This is a genomic window from Agromyces albus, from assembly GCF_004134825.1.
Classification (GTDB): domain Bacteria; phylum Actinomycetota; class Actinomycetes; order Actinomycetales; family Microbacteriaceae; genus Agromyces; species Agromyces albus.
The window spans coordinates 13,804-36,819 of sequence record NZ_SDPN01000013.1; the positions used below are offsets into that span (position 1 = coordinate 13,804).

General features: G+C 70.6%; 24 protein-coding genes. 18 read left to right on the forward strand and 6 right to left on the reverse strand.

Annotation, left to right across the window (positions count from 1 at the left end; translation table 11 throughout):
- The first annotated feature begins 27 nt into the window (after positions 1-27).
- A complete protein-coding gene (locus ESP51_RS08790; RefSeq protein ID WP_129520532.1) occupies positions 28-957 on the forward strand; it encodes an ABC transporter ATP-binding protein in 930 nt (309 codons plus the stop codon).
- Positions 954-1,802 (forward strand): ABC transporter permease, encoded by an 849-nt coding sequence (locus ESP51_RS08795; protein WP_129520533.1) that lies wholly within the window; start codon positions 954-956, stop codon positions 1,800-1,802. Before ESP51_RS08790 ends, ESP51_RS08795 begins: the two co-directional genes overlap by 4 nt.
- 27 nt (positions 1,803-1,829) lie before the next feature.
- Here ESP51_RS08795 and ESP51_RS08800 read toward each other — a convergent pair whose 3' ends face one another.
- The 3 genes from ESP51_RS08800 to ESP51_RS08810 all read right to left on the reverse strand — a co-directional run bounded on the left by ESP51_RS08800 (position 1,830) and on the right by ESP51_RS08810 (position 4,416).
- Complete coding sequence (locus tag ESP51_RS08800) at positions 1,830-2,450, reverse strand: CoA-binding protein (protein WP_129520534.1); 621 nt, start codon at positions 2,448-2,450, stop codon at positions 1,830-1,832.
- Positions 2,447-3,745, reverse strand: a complete 1,299-nt coding sequence (locus ESP51_RS08805; RefSeq protein WP_129520535.1) for an O-acetylhomoserine aminocarboxypropyltransferase/cysteine synthase family protein — start codon at positions 3,743-3,745, stop codon at positions 2,447-2,449. Before ESP51_RS08805 ends, ESP51_RS08800 begins: the two co-directional genes overlap by 4 nt.
- 101 nt (positions 3,746-3,846) lie before the next feature.
- Positions 3,847-4,416 carry a cysteine hydrolase family protein gene (locus ESP51_RS08810; protein ID WP_129520536.1) on the reverse strand — a complete coding sequence of 190 codons (570 nt, stop codon included), beginning with the start codon at positions 4,414-4,416 and terminating at the stop codon, positions 3,847-3,849.
- A gap of 40 nt (positions 4,417-4,456) precedes the next feature.
- On the opposite strand from ESP51_RS08810, the gene ESP51_RS08815 reads away from it, so the two are divergent.
- From ESP51_RS08815 to ESP51_RS08845, 7 genes are all read left to right on the forward strand, one after another.
- Positions 4,457-4,765: an antibiotic biosynthesis monooxygenase family protein gene (locus ESP51_RS08815; RefSeq protein ID WP_129520537.1), complete on the forward strand. Its 309-nt coding sequence runs from the start codon at positions 4,457-4,459 to the stop codon at positions 4,763-4,765.
- 4 nt (positions 4,766-4,769) lie between these two features.
- A complete protein-coding gene (locus ESP51_RS08820) occupies positions 4,770-5,936 on the forward strand; it encodes an FAD-dependent oxidoreductase (protein ID WP_129520538.1) in 1,167 nt (388 codons plus the stop codon).
- A gap of 141 nt (positions 5,937-6,077) precedes the next feature.
- Positions 6,078-6,851, forward strand: a complete 774-nt coding sequence (locus ESP51_RS08825) for a DUF4386 domain-containing protein (RefSeq protein WP_129520539.1) — start codon at positions 6,078-6,080, stop codon at positions 6,849-6,851.
- A gap of 95 nt (positions 6,852-6,946) precedes the next feature.
- On the forward strand, positions 6,947-7,378 hold the full coding sequence (locus tag ESP51_RS08830; RefSeq protein ID WP_129520540.1) for a hypothetical protein: 432 nt from the start codon (positions 6,947-6,949) through the stop codon (positions 7,376-7,378).
- Positions 7,372-7,605, forward strand: coding sequence for a helix-turn-helix transcriptional regulator (locus ESP51_RS08835; protein ID WP_129520541.1), 234 nt, complete (start codon positions 7,372-7,374; stop codon positions 7,603-7,605). Before ESP51_RS08830 ends, ESP51_RS08835 begins: the two co-directional genes overlap by 7 nt.
- The gene (locus tag ESP51_RS08840) at positions 7,602-8,624 is read left to right on the forward strand and encodes an NAD(P)-dependent alcohol dehydrogenase (protein ID WP_129520542.1); all 1,023 of its coding nucleotides are present in this window, start codon (positions 7,602-7,604) and stop codon (positions 8,622-8,624) included. Before ESP51_RS08835 ends, ESP51_RS08840 begins: the two co-directional genes overlap by 4 nt.
- The gene (locus ESP51_RS08845; RefSeq protein ID WP_129520543.1) at positions 8,621-9,583 is read left to right on the forward strand and encodes an NAD(P)-dependent alcohol dehydrogenase; all 963 of its coding nucleotides are present in this window, start codon (positions 8,621-8,623) and stop codon (positions 9,581-9,583) included. The genes ESP51_RS08840 and ESP51_RS08845 overlap by 4 nt, the downstream gene beginning before the upstream one ends.
- A gap of 16 nt (positions 9,584-9,599) precedes the next feature.
- On the opposite strand, the gene ESP51_RS08850 is transcribed toward ESP51_RS08845, so the two are convergent.
- Both ESP51_RS08850 and ESP51_RS08855 read right to left on the reverse strand, forming a co-directional pair.
- Complete coding sequence (locus tag ESP51_RS08850; protein ID WP_129520544.1) at positions 9,600-10,580, reverse strand: YeiH family protein; 981 nt, start codon at positions 10,578-10,580, stop codon at positions 9,600-9,602.
- 44 nt (positions 10,581-10,624) lie between these two features.
- The gene (locus tag ESP51_RS08855) at positions 10,625-12,223 is read right to left on the reverse strand and encodes a dolichyl-phosphate-mannose--protein mannosyltransferase (protein ID WP_129520545.1); all 1,599 of its coding nucleotides are present in this window, start codon (positions 12,221-12,223) and stop codon (positions 10,625-10,627) included.
- 40 nt (positions 12,224-12,263) lie between these two features.
- On the opposite strand from ESP51_RS08855, the gene rsmI reads away from it, so the two are divergent.
- The 7 genes from rsmI (at position 12,264) to ESP51_RS08890 (ending at position 19,299) form a co-directional block, all read left to right on the forward strand.
- Complete coding sequence (rsmI, locus tag ESP51_RS08860; RefSeq protein ID WP_129520546.1) at positions 12,264-13,088, forward strand: 16S rRNA (cytidine(1402)-2'-O)-methyltransferase; 825 nt, start codon at positions 12,264-12,266, stop codon at positions 13,086-13,088.
- 93 nt (positions 13,089-13,181) lie between these two features.
- The gene (locus tag ESP51_RS08865) at positions 13,182-14,297 is read left to right on the forward strand and encodes an NADP-dependent oxidoreductase (RefSeq protein WP_129520547.1); all 1,116 of its coding nucleotides are present in this window, start codon (positions 13,182-13,184) and stop codon (positions 14,295-14,297) included.
- 68 nt (positions 14,298-14,365) lie between these two features.
- Entirely contained in the window at positions 14,366-15,925 is a 1,560-nt protein-coding gene (gene metG / locus ESP51_RS08870) for a methionine--tRNA ligase (RefSeq protein WP_129520548.1), read from the forward strand.
- Positions 15,922-16,815: a TatD family hydrolase gene (locus tag ESP51_RS08875; protein WP_129520549.1), complete on the forward strand. Its 894-nt coding sequence runs from the start codon at positions 15,922-15,924 to the stop codon at positions 16,813-16,815. Before metG ends, ESP51_RS08875 begins: the two co-directional genes overlap by 4 nt.
- Before the next feature lie 36 nt (positions 16,816-16,851).
- Entirely contained in the window at positions 16,852-17,745 is an 894-nt protein-coding gene (rsmA, locus tag ESP51_RS08880; RefSeq protein ID WP_129520550.1) for a 16S rRNA (adenine(1518)-N(6)/adenine(1519)-N(6))-dimethyltransferase RsmA, read from the forward strand.
- 41 nt (positions 17,746-17,786) lie between these two features.
- Positions 17,787-18,332 carry a DUF4287 domain-containing protein gene (locus tag ESP51_RS08885; protein ID WP_129520551.1) on the forward strand — a complete coding sequence of 182 codons (546 nt, stop codon included), beginning with the start codon at positions 17,787-17,789 and terminating at the stop codon, positions 18,330-18,332.
- Positions 18,333-18,369: 37 nt separating this feature from the next.
- On the forward strand, positions 18,370-19,299 hold the full coding sequence (locus tag ESP51_RS08890) for a 4-(cytidine 5'-diphospho)-2-C-methyl-D-erythritol kinase (RefSeq protein ID WP_129520552.1): 930 nt from the start codon (positions 18,370-18,372) through the stop codon (positions 19,297-19,299).
- Between the two features lie 19 nt (positions 19,300-19,318).
- Here the strand turns inward: ESP51_RS08890 and ESP51_RS08895 are convergent, their stop codons facing one another.
- Positions 19,319-20,374: an aldo/keto reductase gene (locus tag ESP51_RS08895; RefSeq protein ID WP_206737255.1), complete on the reverse strand. Its 1,056-nt coding sequence runs from the start codon at positions 20,372-20,374 to the stop codon at positions 19,319-19,321.
- Positions 20,375-20,440: 66 nt separating this feature from the next.
- Between ESP51_RS08895 and ESP51_RS08900 the strand changes: the two genes are divergently transcribed.
- A complete protein-coding gene (locus tag ESP51_RS08900) occupies positions 20,441-21,016 on the forward strand; it encodes a helix-turn-helix domain-containing protein (RefSeq protein ID WP_129520553.1) in 576 nt (191 codons plus the stop codon).
- A 57-nt stretch (positions 21,017-21,073) separates the two neighbouring features.
- Positions 21,074-22,954, forward strand: a complete 1,881-nt coding sequence (locus ESP51_RS08905) for an ABC-F family ATP-binding cassette domain-containing protein (RefSeq protein ID WP_129520554.1) — start codon at positions 21,074-21,076, stop codon at positions 22,952-22,954.
- Positions 22,955-23,016: the final 62 nt, after the last annotated feature.

Genomic DNA, 23,016 nt, shown 5'->3' on the forward strand with positions numbered 1-23,016 from the left:
AGACACGAGACGGGACGAGACGAGACGATGACGACGAACGAGCGGGACGCGATCGAGGTCGAGGGACTGCGAATGCGTTATGGGTCGACCGATGTGCTGCACGACGTGTCGTTCAGTGCGCGCCGAGGCGAGGTGCTCGCCCTCCTCGGCCCGAACGGCGCCGGCAAGACCAGCACGATCGAGGTGCTCGAGGGGTTCCGGATGCGATCCGCCGGGCGCGTCGAAGTGCTGGGGCTCGACCCGGCTCAGGGCAACGAACAGTGGCGTGCCCGAATCGGCGTGGTGCTGCAGTCGTGGCGCGATCATGCGAAGTGGCGAGTGCGTGAGCTGCTCGCCTACCAGGGCTCGCTCTACGAGAGCTATTCCGCTCCCTCGATCCCTCGCCCGTGGCGGATCGACGACCTCCTCGCCGCAGTCGGGCTCGCCGAACAGGCGCACAGGCCCGTGGGCAAGCTCTCCGGGGGCCAGCGGCGCCGACTCGACGTGGCGATCGGTCTCGTCGGCCGGCCCGACCTGGTGTTCCTCGACGAGCCGACGACGGGGCTCGACCCGAAGGCGCGACGCGACTTCCACGGCCTGGTGCGGCAGATCTCCGACGACCTCGGCGCGACGATCCTGATCACGACGCACGACCTCGACGAAGCGGAGAACCTCGCCGACCGGATCATCATCCTCGTCGACGGGCGGATCATCGCCGACGGCACTTCCGAGCAGCTCTCCCGACAGATCGTCGGCCACGACGAGGTCCGCTGGGTTCAGGACGGAGCGCACCACGCTCGTTCGGTTCCCGACTCCACCGCGTTCGTGCGCGAGCTCTTCATGAGTGAAGGGCACGGGATCAGCGAGCTCGAAATCCGGCGTGCGTCACTCGAGGACACGTATCTGACGCTCGTGCGCGAGGCCGAACTCGCGACGACACCGCCGACCGAGATCGAACTGGAAGAGGCATCCCGATGACGCTCGCAGCGCCCGCCGCAGTCCGGGCCGGTTTCCGTCGCGGCTTCATCGAGCTCCGCCAGGCATTCACCGGAGCAGCATTGTTCGGCCAATTGCTCTGGCCGATCGCCACACTCGTGGCCGTGTACTTCCTCCGTGATCGAACTGTAGGAGCGGGCGGACTCACCCTGGGCAGCGTCATGCTGCCGGGTGTGCTCGGCATGTTCGTCGCCCTCGGAATGCTCCTCGTGGTGCAGCAGCTCGCCGCCGACCGCGAGGACGGCACGCTCCTGCGCGCGAAGGCGACCCCGAACGGGATTCCGGCCTACCTCCTCGGAAAGCTCGTGCAGATCTCGGCGACCGTGCTCGTGTACCTCGCGATCCTGCTGATTCCCGGGGTCTTCCTCGTCGACGGTCTCACCGTCGACAGCTGGCGGTCGTGGCTCACCTTCGCCTGGGTGCTCCTGCTCGGGCTCGTCGCGACCCAGACCGTCGGTGCGATGCTCGGATCGCTGATCTCGAGCCCGCGGGGCGCCGGCTACCTCTCGCTCCCGGTCATCGGGTTGATCGCCATCTCGGGCATCTTCGCCCCGATCACGGCCTTGCCGGCGTGGTTGCAGAGCATCGCCCAGGTGTTCCCGATCTACTGGCTCGGCCTCGGCATGCGGTCGGCGTTCCTTCCCGATGAGGCTGCAGTCATCGAGATCGGGGAGTCGTGGCGCCAGCTGGAGACTGCGGCGGTGCTCGGTGCCTGGGCGGTCGCCGGGCTCGTGCTCGCGCCGATCGTGCTGCGCCGGATGGCGCGCCGCGAGTCGGGATCGAGCGTCGCGAAGCGCCGGGAGAAGGCGATGCGCCGCGTCGGATAGTGCCGCGCCGGCGCGACGTGCCTCAGCTCAGCGCAGCGTCTTGCGCGCCGTGATCTGCCCGGTGTCGAAGCCCAGCAGGTGCAGGCCACCGTGGAAGCGGGCGTGCTCGACCTTGATGCAGCGGTCCATGACGACCGTGAGTCCCTTGGCCTCGCCGTCGTAGGCGGCCTGCTCGTTCCAGATGCCGAGCTGCACCCAGATGGTCTTCGCGCCGATCGAGACGACGTCGTCGACAACGCTCGGGATGTCGCTGCCGCGGCGGAAGACCACGACGATGTCGGGCACCTCGGGCAGGCTCGCGAGATCGGGGTAGGCGGGCTGGCCGAGGATCTCGGTCGCGTTCGGGTTGACGAAGTACAAGCGGTAGTCGCTCGACTGCTGCAGGTACGTGCCGACGAAGAAGCTCGAACGCGAGGGGTTCGGCGAGGCGCCGACGATCGCGACCGACTTCGCCGCGCGGAGGATCGCGAGGCGAGCCTTCGCATCGGGGCCGGTCCACGTGCGTTGCGAGTGCAGGAGCTTGGCGAGCGGCGAGTTCGCGGGCAGCTCGCACGAGAGGCCGTTGACAAGGCGTACGGTCTCGAGATCTTCGGATGCCGCGGCATCCGCGAGCTCGTTCGTGAGGGTGGTGCCGACAGCCGTCGTCATCGGGCTGCTCCCTTCGTCGCAATGGTGAGTGCCTGGTCGAGGTCGTCGATGATGTCCTCAACATCCTCGATGCCGACCGACAGGCGCACAACCCCGGGAAGCACGCCGGCATCGAGGAGCTGCTGCTCGGTGAGCTGTGCGTGGGTCGTCGAGGCCGGGTGGATGATGAGCGTCTTCGCGTCGCCGATGTTCGCGAGGTGGCTCGCGAGGTTCACCGACTCGATGAGGGCCTGGCCGGCGGCGCGGCCGCCCTTGACCTCGAAGCTGAACACCGAGCCAGGGCCCTTCGGCAGGTACTTCTGCGCACGATCGAAGTGCGGATGCCCCGGCAGGCCCGCCCAGAACACTCGCTCGATGCGCGGGTCGGCCTCGAGCCATTCGGCGACCGCACGTGCGTTGTCGAGGTGCGCCTGGATGCGATACGGCAGCGTCTCGACGCCCTGCGCGAGGAGGAACGCCGAGTGCGGTGCGAGCGCCGGGCCGATGTCGCGCAACTGCTCGGCGCGGAGCCGGGTGAGGAACGCGTACTCGCCGAAGTTGCCCGACCACTGCAGGCCGCCGTAGCTCGGCACGGGCTGGCCGAAGAGCGGGAACTTCTCGGAGTGCCAGTGGAAGGTGCCCGACTCGACGACGACGCCGCCGAGGGTCGTGCCGTGCCCGCCGAGGAACTTCGTGGCGGAGTGCGTCACGATGTCGGCGCCCCACTCGATGGGCCGGCTGAGGTAGGGCGTGGGGATCGTCGAGTCGACGATGAACGGGATGCCGTGGGCGTGCGCGACGTCGGCGAGGGCCTCGAGGTCGGCGATCTCGCCCGACGGGTTCGCGATCGTCTCGACGAAGAGTGCCTTCGTGTTCGGGGTGATCGCGGCGGCGTAGTCCTCGGCGTTCGCGCTCTGCACGAAGGTCGTCTCGATGCCGAAGCGGCGGAGCGTGACGTCGAGCTGGGTGATCGAGCCGCCGTAGAGGTTCGCGCTCGCCACGATGTGGTCGCCGCTGCCGGCGAGGCTCGCGAACGTGATGTACTGCGCCGACAGTCCGCTGGCCGTTGCCACGGCGCCGAGCCCGCCCTCGAGGCTCGCGACGCGCTCCTCGAAGCTCGCCACCGTCGGGTTGGCGAGGCGCGAGTAGATGTTGCCGTACTTCTGCAGCGCGAACCGGGCCGCGGCATCCGCGGTGTCGTCGAAGACGAATGCACTCGACTGGTAGATCGGGAGCGCGCGTGCGCCCGTCACCTGGTCGGGGATGTTGCCCGCATGAATGGCGCGGGTCTTGAAGCCGTATTCGCGGTCTGCCATGGCCCTCACGCTACTGCGGCCCGCCTGGGCATCCGCTTCGGGACGTAACGCAGGGCAACGGATGCCGCGTCGGCGTGTCGCGCCCGGAAGCCGCAGTCGGCTCAGCCACGTGCCGCGTCGAGGACCTCGTCGGTCGTGACGACGCGCGCGAATTCGCCGCCCGAGAGGTTCACGGCGGTCGCCCGGGCGAGTTCGGCGGCGGTGAGCCGGATGCCGCCGGGCCCCTCGAGGTCGAACGTGTGGGTCGCGTCGAGCGGCACGGTGACGTCGTAGCCGAGGTTGCCGGCCATCCGGGCGGTGGTCTCGACGCACATGTTCGTCTGGATGCCGGCGATCACGAGCTGACGGATGCCGCGGGCACCGAGCCATCCGTGCAGGTCGGGCTCGCCGTAGAACGCGGAGTTGGTCTGCTTCGTGACGAGGAGCTCGTGCGGGGCATCCGCGACGACGTCTTTGAATGCGTTGCCGGGGGAGCCCGCGTCGAGCGGTGAGCCCTCGGCGATCGAGTCGTGGCGCACGAGCACGATCGGGCGCGAGGCATCCGACCACGCGGCGATGAGGCGACCGATGTTCGCCTCGGCGTCGGGATTGTCGCGCGCGCCCCACGAGGGGTCGTCGAATCCCAGCTGCACGTCGATCACGAGGAGGGCGGCGGTGTCGTCGAAGTCCATTCCCTCATGATGTCGCATCGACGTCGATACGCTGAGAGGCGTGATCCTCGAACATGCGATCCTGCCCGTGAAGCCCGGCCGCGAGGCCGACTTCGAAGCCGCGTTCGCGGAGGCGAAGCCGATCATCGCCGGGATGCCCGGCTTCATCGACCTGCGCCTCTCGCGGTCGGTCGAGACGCCGAACGAGTACCTCCTGCTCGTGCACTGGGAGAGCGTCGAGGCGCACTCGGTCGGGTTCCGCGGCTCGCCCGAGTACGGCCGGTGGCGCGAGCTGCTCCACCACTTCTACGAGCCGTTCCCCGTGGTCGAGCACTTCACCGAGGTGCTCGGCGTGCGACCTGAGGCGTGACGTCATGGTGACCCGGGTCGAGACGATCGTGGTGGGCGCCGGCGCCATGGGCGCCGCCACGGCGTGGCAGCTCGCGCGGCGCGGGCGCGAGGTCGTCGTGCTGGAACGCTACGAGCCGGGCCATCGCCTGGGAGCGTCGCACGGTGCGTCGCGCAACTTCAACGTCGCCTACTCCGACCCGACCTACGTGCAGCTCCTCGTCGAAGCCCTGCCGCTCTGGCGCGAGCTCGAGGCCGAGAGCGGCGCTTCGCTGCTCGACCTCGTCGGCGTCGCGAACCATGGCCCGAGCGGCGCCTTCGACGACGTGCACGACGCGCTCACCGCAGCGGGCATCGCCGCCGAGTTCCTGGGGGTCGAGGAGGCGGCCGAGCGCTGGTCGGGCATCCGCTTCGACACGCGAGTGCTCTTCAACGAGCAAGCGGGCCGGGTGAACGCGGATGCCACGGTGCGGGCGCTCCACGCCACGGCGGCGGCCGCCGGAGCCGACGTGCGGCATCGCACCCAGGCCACGCGCATCGACGTGCTCGACGACGGGCGCGTGCGCGTGGCATCCGTCACCGATGCCGGCGTCGCCGAGGTGTTCGAGGCCCGCACCGCCGTGGTCACCGCCGGCGCGTGGACCTCGAAGCTCCTCCGCGGCGTGAACCTGCCCCCGCTCGTGGTCACGCAAGAGCAACCGGCGCACTTCGCCGTGCGAGACGAGACGGCAGCGTGGCCGAGCTTCAACCACTTCCCGGGTGCGGCCGACGCGGGCTACGACTACTGGCGCTCGCCCGTCTACGGCATGCTCACTCCCGGCGAGGGAGTCAAGGCGGGCTGGCACGGCGTCGGACCGGTCGTCGATCCCGACGAGCGCGACTTCGCGGCCGAGCCCGAGCAGCTCGCGGCACTGCAGCAGTACGCCCGCGACTGGCTGCCGGGCGTCGACGCCGATGCGGTCGCCCCCATCAGCTGCACCTACACGACGACGCCTGACGAGAATTTCGTGCTCGACCGCATCGGCCCGATCGTGGTGGGCGCAGGGTTCTCGGGCCACGGGTTCAAGTTCACGCCCGTCGTCGGGCGCATTCTCGCCGACCTCGCCGACGGCACCGAGCCGGCACCCGAGCTCTTCGCCGCCGATCGGGCGATCCCAGAACACCCTGCGTCGCCGACCGGCCTCGGCGGCTGACGCGAGCAGCTTCCGAGACACGCACGGCGCTCGCTCGCCACATCCCGCAATGTAAAAAATACTTGACGCGGTGTGCAGATTCCTTTACATTGATCGATGTCAAGAGTTCTTGACATCGAATGGCCTGACTGAGGAGCCGACATGTCACTGGAATACCGCACGAATCCGGGCAACGGAATGTGGTTCGCAGCGGCGGGGGCACTCATCGCGATGGTGGTGCTGGCGTTCCCGGGCATCGGCGCGATCGAGGCGATCCTCACCGCCGCGACCGGCTCCGAGGCGGCCGCCGGCGGGGGCGTCGGAGAGGCCATCCGGGCTTCGGGCGGAGGCTTCGGCGCTGCCCTCGTGGCGCTCGTCGGCATCGTCGTGCTCGATGTGATCGTGGCCTGGGCGCTCTGGGGCGTCTTCAGGCCGGCGCAGCCCGCAACCGCTGCGCTCGCCGCGGCGTTGCGGATCACCTACTCCGCCGTCTTCGCGGCGGCGATCGGCCTGCTCGTCGATGCGCAGCGACTCGCCGCCGGCGTGGGTGCCACCGAGGCGCTGCCGGTTGAGACTCGCGACGAACTCGCGTTGCAACGCCTCGCCGAGTTCGACAGCATCTGGAGCGGCGCCCTCATCATCTTCGGCGCGCACCTGGCCGTCGTCGCGTGGCTGCTGCTCCGGCACGGCGGCGCGTTCGCCGCGATCGTCGGGGCCTTCGTCGTGATCGCCGCGGTCGGCTACGTCTTCGACGGCACGCTTCCGCTCATCGTGCCGGAGTGGAGCGGGGGCATCGCGCAGTTCACCTTCATCGGCGAGGTCCTGCTCATCGTGTGGCTGCTCGTCGGCGGCATCCGCTCGGCTCGCAGTGCGCGCCGCCAGGCGTCGATGGCGCAGGCCGGCCCCACGGATGCCGCGACGCGCGTCTCCGCATGAACCGACGAGTCGCCGAATCATCCGAATCATCCGCATCATCCGCATCATCCGAATCATCCGCATCATCACGAACGAACGCATCACTGGAGGACGAGATGTCATACGAAGAGAAGGGCACGTGGGTCTTCCTCGTGGTCTCCGTCGCAGGGTACGGCGTCTACCTCGCCCTCGTGCTGCCCCAACTGCTGAACGGCACGCCGGTCGGCGAGATCGACTACGTGCCGGCCGTGCTCTGGACGATCGGCGGCTCGATCGTCGGGGCGATCGTGCTGCGCATCCTCGTCGAGATCGTGGTGCCGAGCGGCAGCACGCGCGGCGACGTGCGCGACAAGGAGATCGACCGGCTCGGCGAGCGCGTCGGCAACGCCTTCCTCGTGATCGGCGCGCTCGGCGCCCTCGTGCTCGCGATGTTCGAAGCGGGATACTTCTGGATCGCGAACGCCATCTACCTCGCCTTCGTGCTCTCGGCGATCCTCTCGAGCGTGACGAAGGTGGTCGTCTACCGGAAGGGCGTGCCCGCATGGTGAAGCCCACGCAGGTGACGAACGACATCCGGTCCCTGCGGTTCCGCCACGGCGAGATGACCCAGGCCGAGCTCGCGGAGCGGATCGGCGTCACCCGCCAGACCGTCATCGCGATCGAGCAGGGGCGGTACTCGCCCTCGCTCGAGATGGCATTCCAGATCGCCCGGGTCTTCGGGGTCCCGCTCGATGCAGTGTTCCAGTACCCCGAGACCGAGGAGACGGCGTCATGAGAACAGCAGTGTACGAGCAGTACGGCGGGCCCGACGTGGTGCGCATCGTCGAAGCAGGCGTACCCGGGATCGGCGACACCGACGTGCTCGTGCGCGTCGATGCCACGGTCGTCGGCGCCTCCGACAGCGCGGGCCGCTGGGGCACGCCCCGATTCGCACGACTCTTCTTCGGGCTCACGCGGCCGAAGCATCCGGTGCTCGGCACCGACTTCGCCGGGGTGGTCGAACGGGTCGGCGGCAGCGTGACCCGCTTCGCCGCCGGCGACCGCGTGTTCGGCACGGTCGCGCCGCTTCTCGGAGCCCACGCAGAGTTCGTGAAGGTTCCCGAGCACGGCGCCATCGTGCACGTGCCCGACCAGGTCGACCAGGCCGAGGCCGTCGCGCTGGTCGACGGGTTCCTCACCGCGCTGCCCTTCCTCCGCGACGGCGCGAAGGTGCGACCCGGGCAGACCGTGCTCGTGAACGGGGCATCCGGAACCGTGGGCTCTGCGGCGGTGCAGCTCGCGAAGCACTTCGGGGCCACCGTCGTCGGCGTCTGCAGCGGGTCGAACGAGTCGCTCGTGCGCTCGATCGGCGCCGATCGGGTGATCGACTACACCCGTGACGACTTCACCGACGCGCGCGACGCGTACGACGTCGTGTTCGACGCCGTCGGCAAGCGCTCGTTCGGGCAGTCGCGCAAGGCGCTCACGCCGACGGGCGTGTACCTCACGACCGTGCCGTCGCTCGCGATCATGCTGCAGGCGCCGTTCACGCGGTGGTTCAGTCGGGGTCGCCGGGCGGGCATCCTCTTCACGGGCCTGCGCGGGGCGCAGGCGAAGGCCGCCGACTTCGCGCTCCTCGTCGAGCTCCTGGAGGCGGGCGCCCTCACGCCGGTCATCGACCGGGTCGTGCCGTTCGACGACATCGTCGACGCCCACCGGCGCGTCGACACGGGTCACAAGACCGGCAGCGTCGTCGTCGCGGTGACCACCGCGGGTCGGCGGATGCCGCAGCGCCGAGGGGCGGCCGCGTCATGAGGGCGGTCGTCCGGAGTGAGTACGGCGGTCCAGAGCTGCTCTCGCTCGCCGAGGTCGCCGCGCCCGTGCCGGCCGCCGACGAGGTGCTCATCCGCGTGCAGGCGGTCGCCGTGAGCGTGGGCGACGTGTTCCTCCTTCGCGGCGAGCCGCGCATCGTTCGCACGGTGTCGGGTCTTCGGCGTCCGAAACAGCAGGTCCTCGGCAGGGATGTCGCGGGCGTCGTCGAGGCCGTCGGCGAGAAGGTCACGCGTTTCCGTGTCGGCGACCCCGTCTATGGCGAGTCCGACCAGGGCGGCTGGGCGGAGCTCGTCGCGGTGCCCGAGCGCTTCGTCGCGCTCCGCCCCGGGAACGTCGACGCCGTGCACGCCGCGGCCGTTCCGGTCTCGGGCTCGACCGCCCTGCAGGGCTTGCGCCTCGCCGGTGTGAAGCCCGGGCAGCACGTGCTCGTGAACGGCGCCTCGGGCGGCGTCGGCGGATTCGTCGTGCAGCTCGCCAAGTCCATGGGCGCCGAGGTGACGGGCGTCTGCAGCGCGGCGAAGGCCGAGCACGTCCGCGCGATCGGCGCCGACCACGTGATCGACTACGCCGCCGAGGACTTCACGGCGGCGCACCGGTACGACGTGATCTTCGACCTCGTCGCGAACCATCCCCTCTCGAGCCTCCGCCGCGCGCTCACTCCGCGGGGCACGCTCGTGCTCTCAGCGGGCGGCGGCGGCCGGGTGCTCGGGCCGCTCGGGCGCATCGCCGCGGCATCCGTCGTCTCACCGTTCGTCTCGCAGCGGCTCCGCCCGCTCGCCGCCACCAGGAACGGCGACGACCTCGCCGAGCTCGCGCGCCACATCGAATCGGGCGCGGTGCAGCCGGTGGTCGACGAGGTGTTCCCGCTCGGGCGCACGGCCGACGCCGTCGAGCGACTCGAGTCGGGCGCGGTTCGCGGCAAGGTCGTCGTCGAGGTCTGAAGGGCGCGTGGCGCGCTCAGCCGAGCAGCACCGCCCCGTAGGCGAGCCCGGCGACGAGCGCCCACGACGTGAGGCCCACGACAAGTGCGCGCCACCCCGTGCGGGCGAGTTCGGCGAACCGGATCGAGGCGCCGAGGGCGAAGAGTGCCATCGCGAGCAGGGCGGTCTGCGCCCAGTCGGCGCCCGTGAGCGCCCAGTCGGGCAGTGGCACGAACGTGTTGAGCAGCACCGCGGCGAGGAAGCCCGCCACGAAGAGCGGCACGAGCGCGGTGCGCACTGCAGTGGCATCCGTCGGCCGCCGTCGCTCGATCGCGACCGTGATCGCGACCATCGGGGCGAGCATGAGCACACGGGTGAGCTTCACGACGACGGCCACCGCGAGTGCCGTGGTGCCCGCGACCTGCGCGGTCGCGACGACCTGCCCGACATCGTGCACCCCCGCACCGACCCAGTGCCCGAATCCGGTCTGCGAGAGGCCGAGGGGATTCCACAGCGCGGGCAGCACCGCGATCGCGAGCGTGCCGCACAGCGTGACGAGGGCCACCGGCACCGCTTGCTCCTCGTCGCGAGCACGCAGGGCCGCAGCCATGGCGCCGATCGCGGAGGCGCCGCAGATCGAGAATCCGCTCGCGACGAGCACGGGCTGGTGACCGGGCAGGCCGAGCGCACGGCCGAGGCCGATCGTGCCGACGAACGTGAGCACCACGACGGCGATCGTCGTGAGGATCGACACCCACCCGAGCGCGGCGATGTCGACGAGGCTGAGCTTCAGTCCGAGCAGCACGATGCCGAGGCGCAGCAGGTGCCGGCTCGCGACCTCGAGGCCCGGGGCGAGCACGCCGACGAGCGCCGGTCGCACGGCGGGAATCTGCGCGACGAGGATGCCGAGCACCACGGCCGCCGTGAGGAGCGGCACGAAGGGCAGGGCCAGGTGAACGAGCCAGGCGATGATCGCGGCGGATGCTGCCAACAGCAGCCCCGGCATCCGTGCGCGCATGCCCCAACGCTAGTGGACGGCCTTCGCGCCGCCGGGGGAGCGCGCTACCCCCAGGTCGGCAGCCAGAAGTGCAGCTGCCGGAACTCGGGCGTGATCGGCATGCCGGTCCAGAGCGGCAGGAAGAACGCCGAGACGAGCACGACGAAGCCGAGGAAGATGCCGACGATCGCGAGGCCGCGTTGCCGCCGCCACTGAGGATCGTCGGCCCGGCCGAGCACGAGGCCGATCACGAAGACGAGCGCGAGCACCGTGTAGGGCTCGAACACGATCGAGTAGAACTGGAAGACCGTGCGGTTCAGGTACATCAGCCACGGCAGGTACCCGGCCGCGAGCCCGAGCAGAATGGCGCCGGCCTGCCATTCTCGATAGCGCGCGAGCCGGTAGACGAGGTACACGGATGCCGCGGCCGCCGCCCACCAGACGAGCGGGTTGCCGATGCCCATGACCGATTCCCAGCACGTGTCGGCGCCGCATCCGCCCGACCCGTCGTCGGTGGAGGCGAAGTACATGTTCGTCGGGCGGACCATGAGCAGCCACGTGAGCGGATTGGCCTGCCATGGATGCGACTGCTGCACGCCGACGTGGTAGGTGTACGCCGCCTCGTGGTAGTGCCAGAGGCTCTGCAGCGCGAGCGGCACCCATGAGAACAGGCCCGTCGCGGCATGTCCGGCCTCCGCGGCCCAGTGCCGGTAGTAGCCGCCGTCGGTGACGAGCCAGCCGGTCCACGACGCGAGGTACGCCGCCGCGGCCACGGGCACGAGCATCACGAAGGTGATCGGCGCTTGCTTGAGCACGGCCGCGGTGAGCCAGAACGGCACACCGGCGCGGCGGCGGGCGAGCGCGTCGACCACCACGAGGTAGAGGCCGAAGGCGGCGACGAAGTAGAGGCCCGACCACTTGACGGCGCATGCAGCGCCGAGCGCGAGGGCCGCGGCGAGCAGCCATGGCCGCGCCCAGAGCGCCGGCCCGTAGGCCGGGTCGTGGCCGCGCTCGCGCGCAGTGTCGAGCCGCGACTCGAGGAGCCGGCGAGCCTGCTCACGGTCGAGCAGCACGAACCAGAACCCGAGCAGCGTGAAGAGCATGAGCCAGTTGTCGAGGAGCGCCACCCGTGACATCACGATCGCATTGCCGTCGACGGCGAAGAGGAGTCCGGCGATCACGGCGAGCACCGTCGAGGAGAACAGGCGGCGCGCGACGATCGCGATGAGGAACACCGCGATCGTGCCGGCGAGTGCGGTCGTCGCCCGCCACCAGAACGCGTCGCCCGCGCCGAAGGCGGCCATGCCGAGCGAGATCATCCACTTGCCGAGCGGCGGATGCACCACGTACGTCGGATCGTCCGAGAAGATGCCCGTGTCGCCGTTCGCGAAGTCGGCGTCGGCGCCCTCGGGCCAGCTCGACTCGTAGCCGTTCTGCAGGAGGGTCCAGGCGTCTTTCACGTAGTAGGTCTCGTCGAAGACGATCGCCTGCGGATGCCCGAGGTTCCAGAACCGCAGCACCGCGGCGATGAGCGTGACGAGAAGGGGCCCGCCCCAGTACCAGAGCGCGCGCCTGCCGGGCGTCGAGAGTGTGCGCGCCCACCAGGCGTCGAGCCGTGTTCCGCGCTCCTCGCCCACCGCTGCGGCGCCCGGCTCCACACCCATGCGCCCAACCCTATCCGCGTCAGTGCGACACACTGGGAGCATGATCATTCTCGCCGCGACGCCCATCGGCAACCTCGGCGACGCGTCGGCGCGATTGCGTGAGGCGCTCGAGACGGCCACCCTCGTCGCCTCAGAAGACACGAGGGTCACGCAGCGCCTCCTCATGGGACTCGGCATCGCGAACCGACCGCGTCTCATCGCGTTGCACGAGCACAACGAGCGGCAGAAGGCCGGCGAGCTCGTCGAGCTCGCCCGCGAGCGCGATCTGCTCGTGCTCAGCGACGCGGGCATGCCGACCGTCTCCGACCCGGGCTTCCCGCTCGTCGCCGCGGCCGCCGCGGCGGGCGTCGAGGTCACCGTCATCCCGGGTCCGTCGGCGGTCGTCACCGCGCTCGCGGTGTCGGGCCTGCCGACCGACCGCTTCGCCTTCGAGGGGTTCCTGCCGCGCAAGGCCGGCGAGCGATCACGTCGCCTCGCCGAGCTCGCCGGCGACCGGCGCACGCTCGTCTTCTTCGAGGGGCCCTCGCGCCTCGCCGCGAGCCTCGGCGCGCTCGCCGAGGCGTTCGGCGCCGACCGCCAGGCGGCCGTGTGCCGTGAGCTCACGAAGCTGCACGAAGAGGTGAAGCGCGGGCCGCTCGGCGAGCTCGCCGAATGGGCGTCCGCCGGGGTGCGGGGCGAGATCTGCATCGTCGTCGGCGGCGCAGGAGAGCAGCGCGTCGATGCCGCGGATGCACTCGAGCGAGTGCTCGGGCTCGCGGCATCCGGAACCCGCTTGAAGGATGCCGCCACGCTCGTCGCCGCCGAGAGCGGGCTGGGCAAGCGCGAGCTCTACGATGCCGCGATCGAGGCGCGCAAGGCTCGCTGACCGCAGAGAGTACCCGGCCTCCTGTCGTTCTCCGCCCGGCAGGGGGAGAATGGCAGTACCGCACAACCGTGGAGGTGCGATGTGGCGCACGCAGTGAGGTTCTCCCGCTTCGGCGGACCAGAGGTGCTCGAGATCGTGGAAGTGCCGGTGCCTGAGCCGGGCGAGGGCGAAGTGGTCGTCGAGGTGTTCGCGACCGGGTTGAACCCCGTCGAGAGCGCGATCAGGCGTGGTGATCACCCGCATCGATGGCCGGTCGAGTTCCCCGCGTCGCAAGGGCACGACCTCGCGGGTGTCGTCATCGACGTGGGCCCGGGCAACGGGCGGTTCTCGCGCGGCGACGAGGTGATGGGATACGTCGAACGCGGCGCACACGCGACCCACGTCGCGGTGCCCGAGTCGCAGCTCATGCTGAAGCCGCCGGGGCTCTCGTGGGAGGTCGCCGGCTCGCTCCACACGGCGGGCACGATGGCATGGGCGGCCGTCGAGGGCCTCGGCCTCGATTCGACCGACACGATCGTCGTGACGGCAGCAGCCGGAGGAGTCGGATGCCTCGCGGCGCAGTTCGCTCGCTTGCGGGGCGCCACGGTGATCGGCACCTCGGCCGAGATGCGCTTCGACTTCCTGCGCCAGTTCGGCGTCATCCCGGCCGCCTACGGTCCACACCTCGCCGAGCGGGTGCGTGCCCTCACGCCCGGACCGGTGACGGCGTTCCTCGACTTCCTCGGCGGTGAGTCGCACGAGGCGATCGCGCTCGGCGTGCCGCGCTCGCGCATCCTGACAGTGCTCGATTGGGACGCGGTCGAGGGGGAGAAGGCCGTGAAGCTCTCATCGGGCGATGTCGTCGCGCTCGGCCGCGTCGCCACGCTTGTGGCAGACCGCCGCGTGCGCCTGCCGATCGCCGACGTCTTCCCGCTCGACGAGGTGGCCGAGGCGTATCGGGCGCTCGACCGGCGCGAGGCACCGGGGAAGATCGTGCTCGGGCTGCGGATCGTCGAGTACCCCGGGCAGCGCGTGCGGGAACCGGCGATCAAGGAGCAGGACGTGACGCTCGGCGTGGCGACTCCGCACGAGCACATGGACGTCGAGGAGGCCGTGCCACCCGCCATCGGCGACGGCAGCGTGCGCCGCCGGCACCGCGAGGAACGTGAGGAACGTCAGCACCGCGAGCGGGCCGAGAGCGAGGAGTCCGAGGCGCCCGTGACCGAGTGACCCGGGGCAGGCCTGCGCGGCGCGTAACGCGGCGGCACCGGCATCCGCTCGCCCATAGGATTGAGCGCATGGCCGACGGCTCCTCGCTCTATATCACCACGCCCATTTTCTACGTGAATGACGTGCCGCACATCGGGCACGCCTACACCGAGGTGGCCGCCGACGTGCTCGCACGCTGGCACCGCCAGGCGGGCGACGACACGTGGATGCTCACGGGCACCGACGAGCACGGCCAGAAGATCCTGCGCACCGCGACGGCGAACGGCGTCACCCCGAAGGAGTGGGCCGACAAGCTCGTCGCCGAGGCGTGGAAGCCGCTGCTCCAGACGGTCGACATCGCCAACGACGACTTCATCCGCACGACCGACGACCGGCACGAGCAGAACGTGCAGAAGTTCCTGCAGAAGCTCTACGACGACGGCCACATCTACACGGGCGAGTACGAGGGCTACTACTGCGTCGGCTGTGAGGAGTACAAGCAGCAGTCCGAGCTCGTTCCGGGCACGGGGGAGTACGAGGGGCAGCTCGTCTGCGCCATCCACTCGAAGCCCGTCGAGCTCCTGCACGAGAAGAACTACTTCTTCCGCATGTCGGCGTTCGCCGACGACCTCCTCGCCCTCTACGAAGACCGCCCCGACTTCGTGCAGCCCGAGAGCGCACGCAACGAGGCCGTCGCGTTCGTGAAGCAGGGCCTCGCCGACCTCTCGATCTCGCGCTCCACGTTCGACTGGGGCGTCAAGGTGCCGTGGGACGAGTCGCACGTCGTCTACGTGTGGTTCGACGCGCTGCTCAACTACATCACCGCCGTCGGTTACGGGCAGGACGACGAGGAGTTCGCACGCCGCTGGCCCGCCCAGCACGTGATCGGCAAAGACATCCTGCGCTTCCACGCCGTGATCTGGCCGGCGATGCTGCTCGCCGCGGGGCTCGACGTGCCCAAGGGCGTCTTCGGCCACGGCTGGCTGCTCGTCGGCGGCGAGAAGATGTCGAAGTCGAAGCTCACGGGCATCGCGCCCGAGCAGATCACCGAGACCTTCGGCTCCGACGCGTTCCGCTACTACTTCCTCCGGGCCATCGCGTTCGGCCAAGACGGCTCGTTCTCGTGGGAAGACCTCGCGGCGCGCTACCAGGCGGAGCTTGCGAACGGCTTCGGCAATCTCGCCTCGCGCGTCGTCGCGATGATCACGCGCTACCGCGACGGGGTCGTGCCGGCGGCGGGCTCGCTCACCGAAGCCGATCTCGAGATCGCGGCAGTCGAGCGCCGGGCGACGGATGCCTCGTGGGCGGCCATCGATCGCCTCGCGATCCACGAGGCGATCGGCAGCGCCTGGGAGCTCGTCGACGCGCTCAACGGCTACCTGACGATCGAGGAGCCGTGGACCCTCGCGAAGGACCCGGCGAAGGCCGATCGCCTCGAGACCGTGCTCGCCACGGCCTACCACGGGCTCGGAACGCTCGCGGTGCTGCTCTCGCCCGTGCTGCCGAAGGCCACCGAGAAGCTGTGGACCGCGCTCGGCGGCCCCGGCACCGTGCAGGAGCAGCGCATCGACCGCGCCCACGAGTGGACCGTCGGCGAGCGCGTCACCCCGCTCGAGGCGCTGTTCCCACGCGTGGAAGTCGTGGAGTGACAGGTCCCGACCACCTCCGCACGCGGTCCGACGGCTCTCGCGCGGCGGCGTATCCGCCCGCGCCCGAGCCGCTCCCCGTCGCCGTGTACGACAACCACACGCACCTCGAGATCGCCGACGGCGCGCTGCCGCTCGACGTGCACGAGCACCTCGAGCGCGCGGCATCCGTCGGCATCGCCGGTGCCGTCCAGGTCGGCACGGATGTCGCGACCTCGCGCTGGTCGGCCGACGTCGCCGCGCGCGAGCCGCGGCTCCTCGCCGCGGTCGCCCTGCATCCGAACGAGGTGCCCGAGCTCGAGGCATCCCGGACCCTCGACGACGCCCTCGCAGTCATCGACGAGCTCGCGGCACGGCCACGCGTGCGGGCGATCGGCGAGACCGGCCTCGACTTCTACCGCACGGGCGACGACGGGCGAGGCGCGCAGTTCCGTTCGTTCGAGGCGCACATCGACATCGCGAAGCGGCACGGGCTCGCCCTGCAGATCCACGACCGCGACGCGCACGACGACGTCGTCGCGACCCTCCGCCGGGTCGGGGCGCCCGAGCGCACCGTCTTCCACTGCTTCTCAGGCGGCGAGGAGCTTGCGCGGGTCGCGGCCGATGCCGGCTGGTACCTCTCCTTCGCCGGCAATGTCACGTTCAAGAACGCCGAGAACCTGCGCGAGGCGCTGCGGGTCGCACCGCGCGACCGGATCCTCGTCGAGACGGATGCCCCGTACCTCACCCCCGTGCCGCTCCGCGGCCGGCCGAATGCGCCCTACCTCGTGCCGCACACGGTGCGATTCATGGCCGAGGTGCTCGGCGCCGAGCTCGGCGGATTCTGCGAACAGCTGGCAGCGAACACCGTGAGCGTGTACGGCTCGTGGCAAGATGAGCCCCGTGCAAGTTGAGCCCGTGCAAGCCGAGCCCGCGGCTGGGACGACGGCGTGAACGCGCATCGGCATGAGGCCGAGGGCGTCGAGGCGTCGCCGCGCCTCCTGGGCCCAGCCGAGATCCGCGATCTCGCCGAGCTCCTCGAGGTCACGCCCACCAAGAAGCTCGGACAGAACTTCGTGCACGACGCCAACACGGTGCGCCGCATCGTGCAGACGGCGGGCGTGCGCGCCGGCGAGACCGTGCTCGAGATCGGGCCGGGGCTCGGGTCGCTGACGCTCGGGCTGCTCGAAGCAGGGGCATCCGTCATCGCCGTCGAGATCGACAAGCGCCTCGCCGCCCAGCTGCCGCACACGGCCGGCATCATGCAGCCGGGCAAGCCGCTCACGGTCGTCACCCAAGACGCGCTCCGCGTCACGGAACTGCCCGGCGAGCCCGTTCGGCTCGTCGCGAACCTGCCGTACAACATCTCGGTGCCCGTGCTGCTGCACCTGCTCGAGCACTTCGACTCGCTGCAGTCGGGCATCGTGATGGTGCAGTCCGAGGTCGGGCACCGGCTCGCGGCCGGCCCCGGTTCGAAGGTCTACGGCGCCCCGAGCGTGAAGGCCGCCTGGTACGGGAACTGGCGCACGGCCGGCCAGGTCTCGCGCATGGTGTTCTGGCCGGTGCCGAACGTCGATTCCGTGCTCGTCGGCTTCGAGCGAGCGGATGTCCCGGGCACCGAGTCCGAACGCGTCGCCACCTTCGCGCTCGTCGACGCCGCCTTCCAGCAGCGGCGCAAGATGCTCCGGCAGTCGCTCTCGTCGGTGCTCGGCGGAACCTCGGCGACCGCGACCGCGGTGCTCGAGGCTGCCGGCGTCGACCCGCAGGAACGCGGCGAGCAGTTGACCGTCGCCGACTTCCTCCGCATCGCGCGCGCCGCCGCCGCCGCTGACGCCACCGGCTGAGCCGCCTTCCGCGCCGCCCGCTGCGGGGCTAGCGTTGAGGCATGGTGAAGAAGCCGGTCGTTGGCAGCAACGCCGAGGGCGTCGGCGACGACGCGGTGCGCGAGGCGACCGGGAAAGACCGCGAGGAGTGGTTCGCGCTGCTCGATCAAGCTGGTGCCGCCGAGTGGAAGCACCAGGCGATCGCCACCTGGCTCGTGCGGGAGCACGACGTCGACCCGTGGTGGTCGCAAGGGGTGACGGTCGGCTACGAGCAGGCGCGCGGCATCCGCGAGCCGGGGCAGCGTCAAGACGGCACGTTCGAGGCGAGTGTCAGCCGCACCGTGCCGCTCGAGAAGACCGAGGCGCTGCGGGCGCTCGTCGAGGTCGTGTCGCGTGAGCTCGACACCGAACCGCTCGGCCTCAACCTCGACGCGAAGCATCCGACCGCCAGGTTCCCGCTCGACGGCGGCGAGTTCGTGCTCGCCAGCTCGAGCTCCGGTGCCGGCGGCAAGGCCTCCATCGGACTCACGTGGGGGAGGATGCCCGACGGCTCGCGACTCGCCGACGTCAAGTCACGCATGCGCGGCTGGTTGCAAGCGGTCGGATGACCCGGGTTGCGCGGTGGCCGTGGGCTAGCGTGGAGCCATGACGATCGCGGCGACGGACGAGGCAGTCCACGTTCGTGCGCCCGGCAAGATCAACCTGTTCATGCGCGTCGGCGCGCTGCAGGCCGACGGCTACCACGACGTCGCCACCGCCTACCAGGCGGTGTCGCTCTACGAAGACGTTCGCGCGTGGCCCGACGACGAGTTCAGCGTCTCGTTCGGCGGCAGCATCGACACGTCGGGACTCCCCGTCGACAGCTCCAACCTCGCGATCAAGGCCGCGAAACTCCTCGCGCGCACGGCGGGCGTGCCGGGCGGCGTGCACCTCGAGATCGACAAGCACGTCCCCATCGCGGGCGGCATGGGCGGAGGGTCCGCGGATGCCGCGGCCACCCTCGTCGCGTGCGACGCGCTCTGGGGCACCGCCCTCTCGAAAGAGGAGCTGCACGCCCTCGCGGCGAAGCTCGGCGCCGACGTGCCGTTCGCCCTCACGGGCGGCACCGCCGTCGGCACCGGACGCGGCGACCGGTTGAGCCCCGCGCTCGCGACGGGCCAGTTCCACTGGGTGCTCGCGCTCGCCGAGTTCGGGCTCTCGACGCCCGGTGTATACCGTGAGCTCGACCGGCGTCGCGAGGAGCGGCCCGAGTCGGCCCCTCGCGGTATCTCACCGGTCGTCGACGTCGCCGTGCTGCAGGCGCTCCGGGCGGGCGACGCGCGCCGCCTCGCCGACGCACTGCACAACGACCTCCAAGCGGCCGCCCTCGACGTCGCGCCGGGCCTCGGCGGAATCCTCGAACTCGGAGAGTCGAACGGGGCGCTCGCAGGCATCGTCTCGGGATCGGGGCCCACGGTCGCGTTCCTCGCCGACAGCACCGATGCGGCGCTCGAACTCCAGGTCGCGCTCTCGGCGGCCAGGCTGAACGCGGTGCGCGTGCACGGTCCGGTGCACGGCGCGCGCATCATGCACTGAGCCTCGGTCGGGCTCCCGCTCAGCGCAGTGGTCCGACGCGCCGTCGGCGGCGTGGGTCGGCGAGGCGGGGAACGTCGAAGGCGGCGTTGGGGGCGTACACATCGGTGCCCGGAAGCACGATCTCGTCGATCCGGTCGAGCACGACCTCGTCGAGCTCGACGCCGAGCGCCTCGAGCAGCGATTCGAGTTGCGGCATGGTTCGCGGCCCCAGGATGACCGAGGTGACCGCACGGTGGGCGAGTGGGAACGCGGCAGCCAGCGCAGGCAACGACGTGCCGAGGCCGTCGGCGATGGGGATCAGCCGCTCGACGGCGTCGAGCTTGCGCGTCGTCGTGGGATCGGCGGGATCGAACCAGGCAGGCCGGAGCGCCGCGCGACCCTCGCGTTCGGCTGGGATCGCGCCCTGCCGGTATCGACCGGTGAGGAACCCGAATGCGAGCGGGCTCCAGGTCAGCACCCCCATTCCCCAGCGCTCCGCGACCGGGAGCACGTCGCGCTCCGCGCCGCGCGCCAGGATGTTGTACGGCGGCTGCTCGGTGCGGAACCGCATCAGGCCGCGCGCCTCGGCGACCCGCTGCGACTCGACGATCTCGTGGGCGGGGAACGTCGAGCACCCGAACGCCCGGATCTTCCCCGCCCGCACGAGTTCGGTGAGCACCCCGAGGGTCTCCTCGAGGTCGGTGTCCGAGTCGGGCCGGTGCACCTGGTAGAGGTCGATCCAGTCCGTACCGAGGCGGGTCAGGCTGGCGTCGACGGCGCGCACCAGGTGGCGGCGGGAGTTGCCGCTCCGGTTGAGGCCCGGCTCGAGTGCGAAATGGCCCTTGGTCGCGAGGATCACGTCGTCGCGCCGACCGCGCAGCGCCTTCCCGACGATGACCTCGGACTCGCCGCCGGAGTACATGTCCGCGGTGTCGACGAAGTTGATGCCGCGGTCGAGTGCGGCGTGGATGATCCGCACGCAGTCGTCGTGGTCGGGATTGCCGGCAGCTCCGAACATCATGGTGCCCAGCGCGAACCGCGACACCGTCATGCCGGTTCGCCCGAGGACCGCGTAGGCCATATCAGTGGTGGTCATGTCGCGACGATATCTACGCAAGCGGATTTGCGCAAATGTGCTTGCGAATATCGCTAGACTGACGACATGCAGGATGGCGGACCCGGAGACGTACGTACCATCGACGAGGTGCGCGCGCTGGCGGCGCTCGCGCATCCCGACCGGGCGCGGCTCATGGACGCGCTGGCCGTCGACGGGCCGTCCACGACGGGAGCGCTGGCATCGTCACTCGGCGTTGCCACCGGCAGCGTGTCGCACCATCTGCGGGTGCTCACCGATGCCGGACTCGTCGAGCGCGCGCCCCAGGATCCGGCCGACCGCCGCGAGCGTCGATGGAAGCTCGTCAGCCGCGGGATGCGGTGGTCCGCCGGGCAGTTCCGTGACCGGCCGGCCGCCGAGTCCGCGGCGACCGCGGCTGAGGCCGTCATGCTCGGACGTCAGGTCGAACACGCCCGCGCGTTCCTGGGGTCGGCGGAGCCTCCGTGGGACGACGCCGCCGTCTCGGCGCACACCTGGTTGCGCCTGAGCGCCGACGAGCTAACGGAGCTCGGTCGCCAGCTCGAGGAGCTCCTTCTGGGCTGGCGGCGGCGCGAGATCCCCGACGACGGCGCCGACCGTCGCCCCGTGCTCGCGTTCGCCCGCGCGTTTCCCTCCCGGCCCTGATGCATCCCTCGCCACATGCGGGAACGCACAGGTCATGGCGATTAGGCTCGGAGGGACATGGCACACCTCCTCGGCGCCGAGCGCCTGCACCTCGAGTTCCCGACGCGGATCGTCTTCGACGAGGTCACCCTCGGCATCGACGAGGGCGACCGCATCGGCGTCGTCGGCCGCAACGGCGACGGCAAGTCCACGCTGCTGAAGCTCCTCGCAGACCGGCTCGAACCCGACGGCGGGCGGGTCACGCGCCGTCGCGGCATCCGCATCGGCATGCTCGACCAGGCCGACATCGTCGACCCGGGCAAGACGGTCGCCGAGTCGGTCGTCGGCGGCATCGAGGAGCACGTGTGGGCCGGCGACGCGAAGGTGCGCGACGTCATCGCGGGCCTGCTCACGGATGTCCCGTGGCACGCGCAGGTCGGCAGCCTCTCGGGCGGGCAGCGACGCCGGGTCGGACTCGCCGCGCTCCTCGTCGGCGACTGGGACGTCGTGTTCCTCGACGAGCCGACGAACCACCTCGACGTCGAGGGCATCGCGTGGCTCGCGGGTCACCTGAAGTCGCGCTGGTCGACGGATTCCGGCGCGCTCGTGGTCGTGACCCACGACCGGTGGTTCCTCGACGAGGTGTGCACCGGCACGTGGGAGGTGCACGACGGCATCGTCGAGCCGTTCGAGGGCGGCTACGCGGCGTACGTGCTGCAGCGCGTCGAACGAGACCGGATGGCCGCGGCATCCGAGTCCAAACGGCAGAACCTCATGCGCAAGGAGCTCGCCTGGCTGCGTCGCGGGGCGCCGGCGCGCACGTCGAAGCCGAAGTTCCGCATCGAGGCGGCGAACGAGCTCATCGAGAACGAGCCGCCGGCACGCAATCCCGTGGAGCTCAACCGGCTCGCGGTGTCTCGACTCGGCAAAGACGTCGTCGACCTGCTCGACGTCTCGGTCGAGTACCCCGTGACGGATGCCGCACCCGGCGCACCGGCCACCCGCACCGTGCTGCACGAACTCGAGTGGCGCATCGCGCCCGGCGAGCGCACCGGCATCCTCGGCGTCAACGGAGCCGGCAAGTCGACGCTGCTCGGCCTCGTCACCGGCGCCGTTCAGCCGACGACGGGCCGCGTGAAGCGCGGCAAGACGGTGCGCATCGCGACGCTCAGCCAAGAGCTCGCCGAGCTCGCCGAGTACACCGAACAGCGCGTGAGCGCGGTGATCGCCGAGCAGCGAACGAGCTACCAGGTCGGCGACAAGGAGATGAGCCCCGCGCAGCTCCTCGAGCGCCTCGGGTTCACGAACGCCCACCTCTCGACGCCCGTGAAGAACCTCTCGGGCGGGCAGAAGCGTCGGCTGCAGTTGCTGCTCATCCTGCTCGACGAGCCCAACGTGCTGATCCTCGACGAGCCGACGAACGACCTCGACACCGACATGCTCGCCGCGATCGAGGACCTGCTCGACTCCTGGCCGGGCACGCTCCTCGTCGTGAGCCACGACCGGTACCTCATCGAGCGCGTGACCGATCGGCAGTTCGCGATCCTCGACGGGCACCTCCGCGACCTGCCGCGCGGGGTCGACCAGTACCTCGAGCTGCGGAGATCGACGAATGCCGCGCGATCGGCGATCGCGTCGGCCGGCCGGATCGAGTCACCGACGACGGCGACGGCGACGGCTTCGGCCGCGGCCGGGTCGGGCTCGGCCGCCACGGCGGTCGGCACCCGCGTGCTCGCTGGGGCCGAGCGACGAGTCGCCGAGAAGGAGCTCTCGTCGATCGACCGCAAGCTCGATCGCATGCAGGCCGAGATCGCCGCGGTGCACGAGCGGCTCGCGCGTCACGATCAGGGCGACTATGTCGGGCTCGGGGTGCTCGGCGACGAGCTGCGCGCGCTCGAGGCATCCGTCGCCGACCTCGAGACGCGGTGGCTCGAGGTCTCGGAGTCGCTCGAAGGCTGATCGGCTCGAAGCATCCGTCACTTCCGTGTCGCCCTGACGCAGGAACTGTGACGAGACATGAC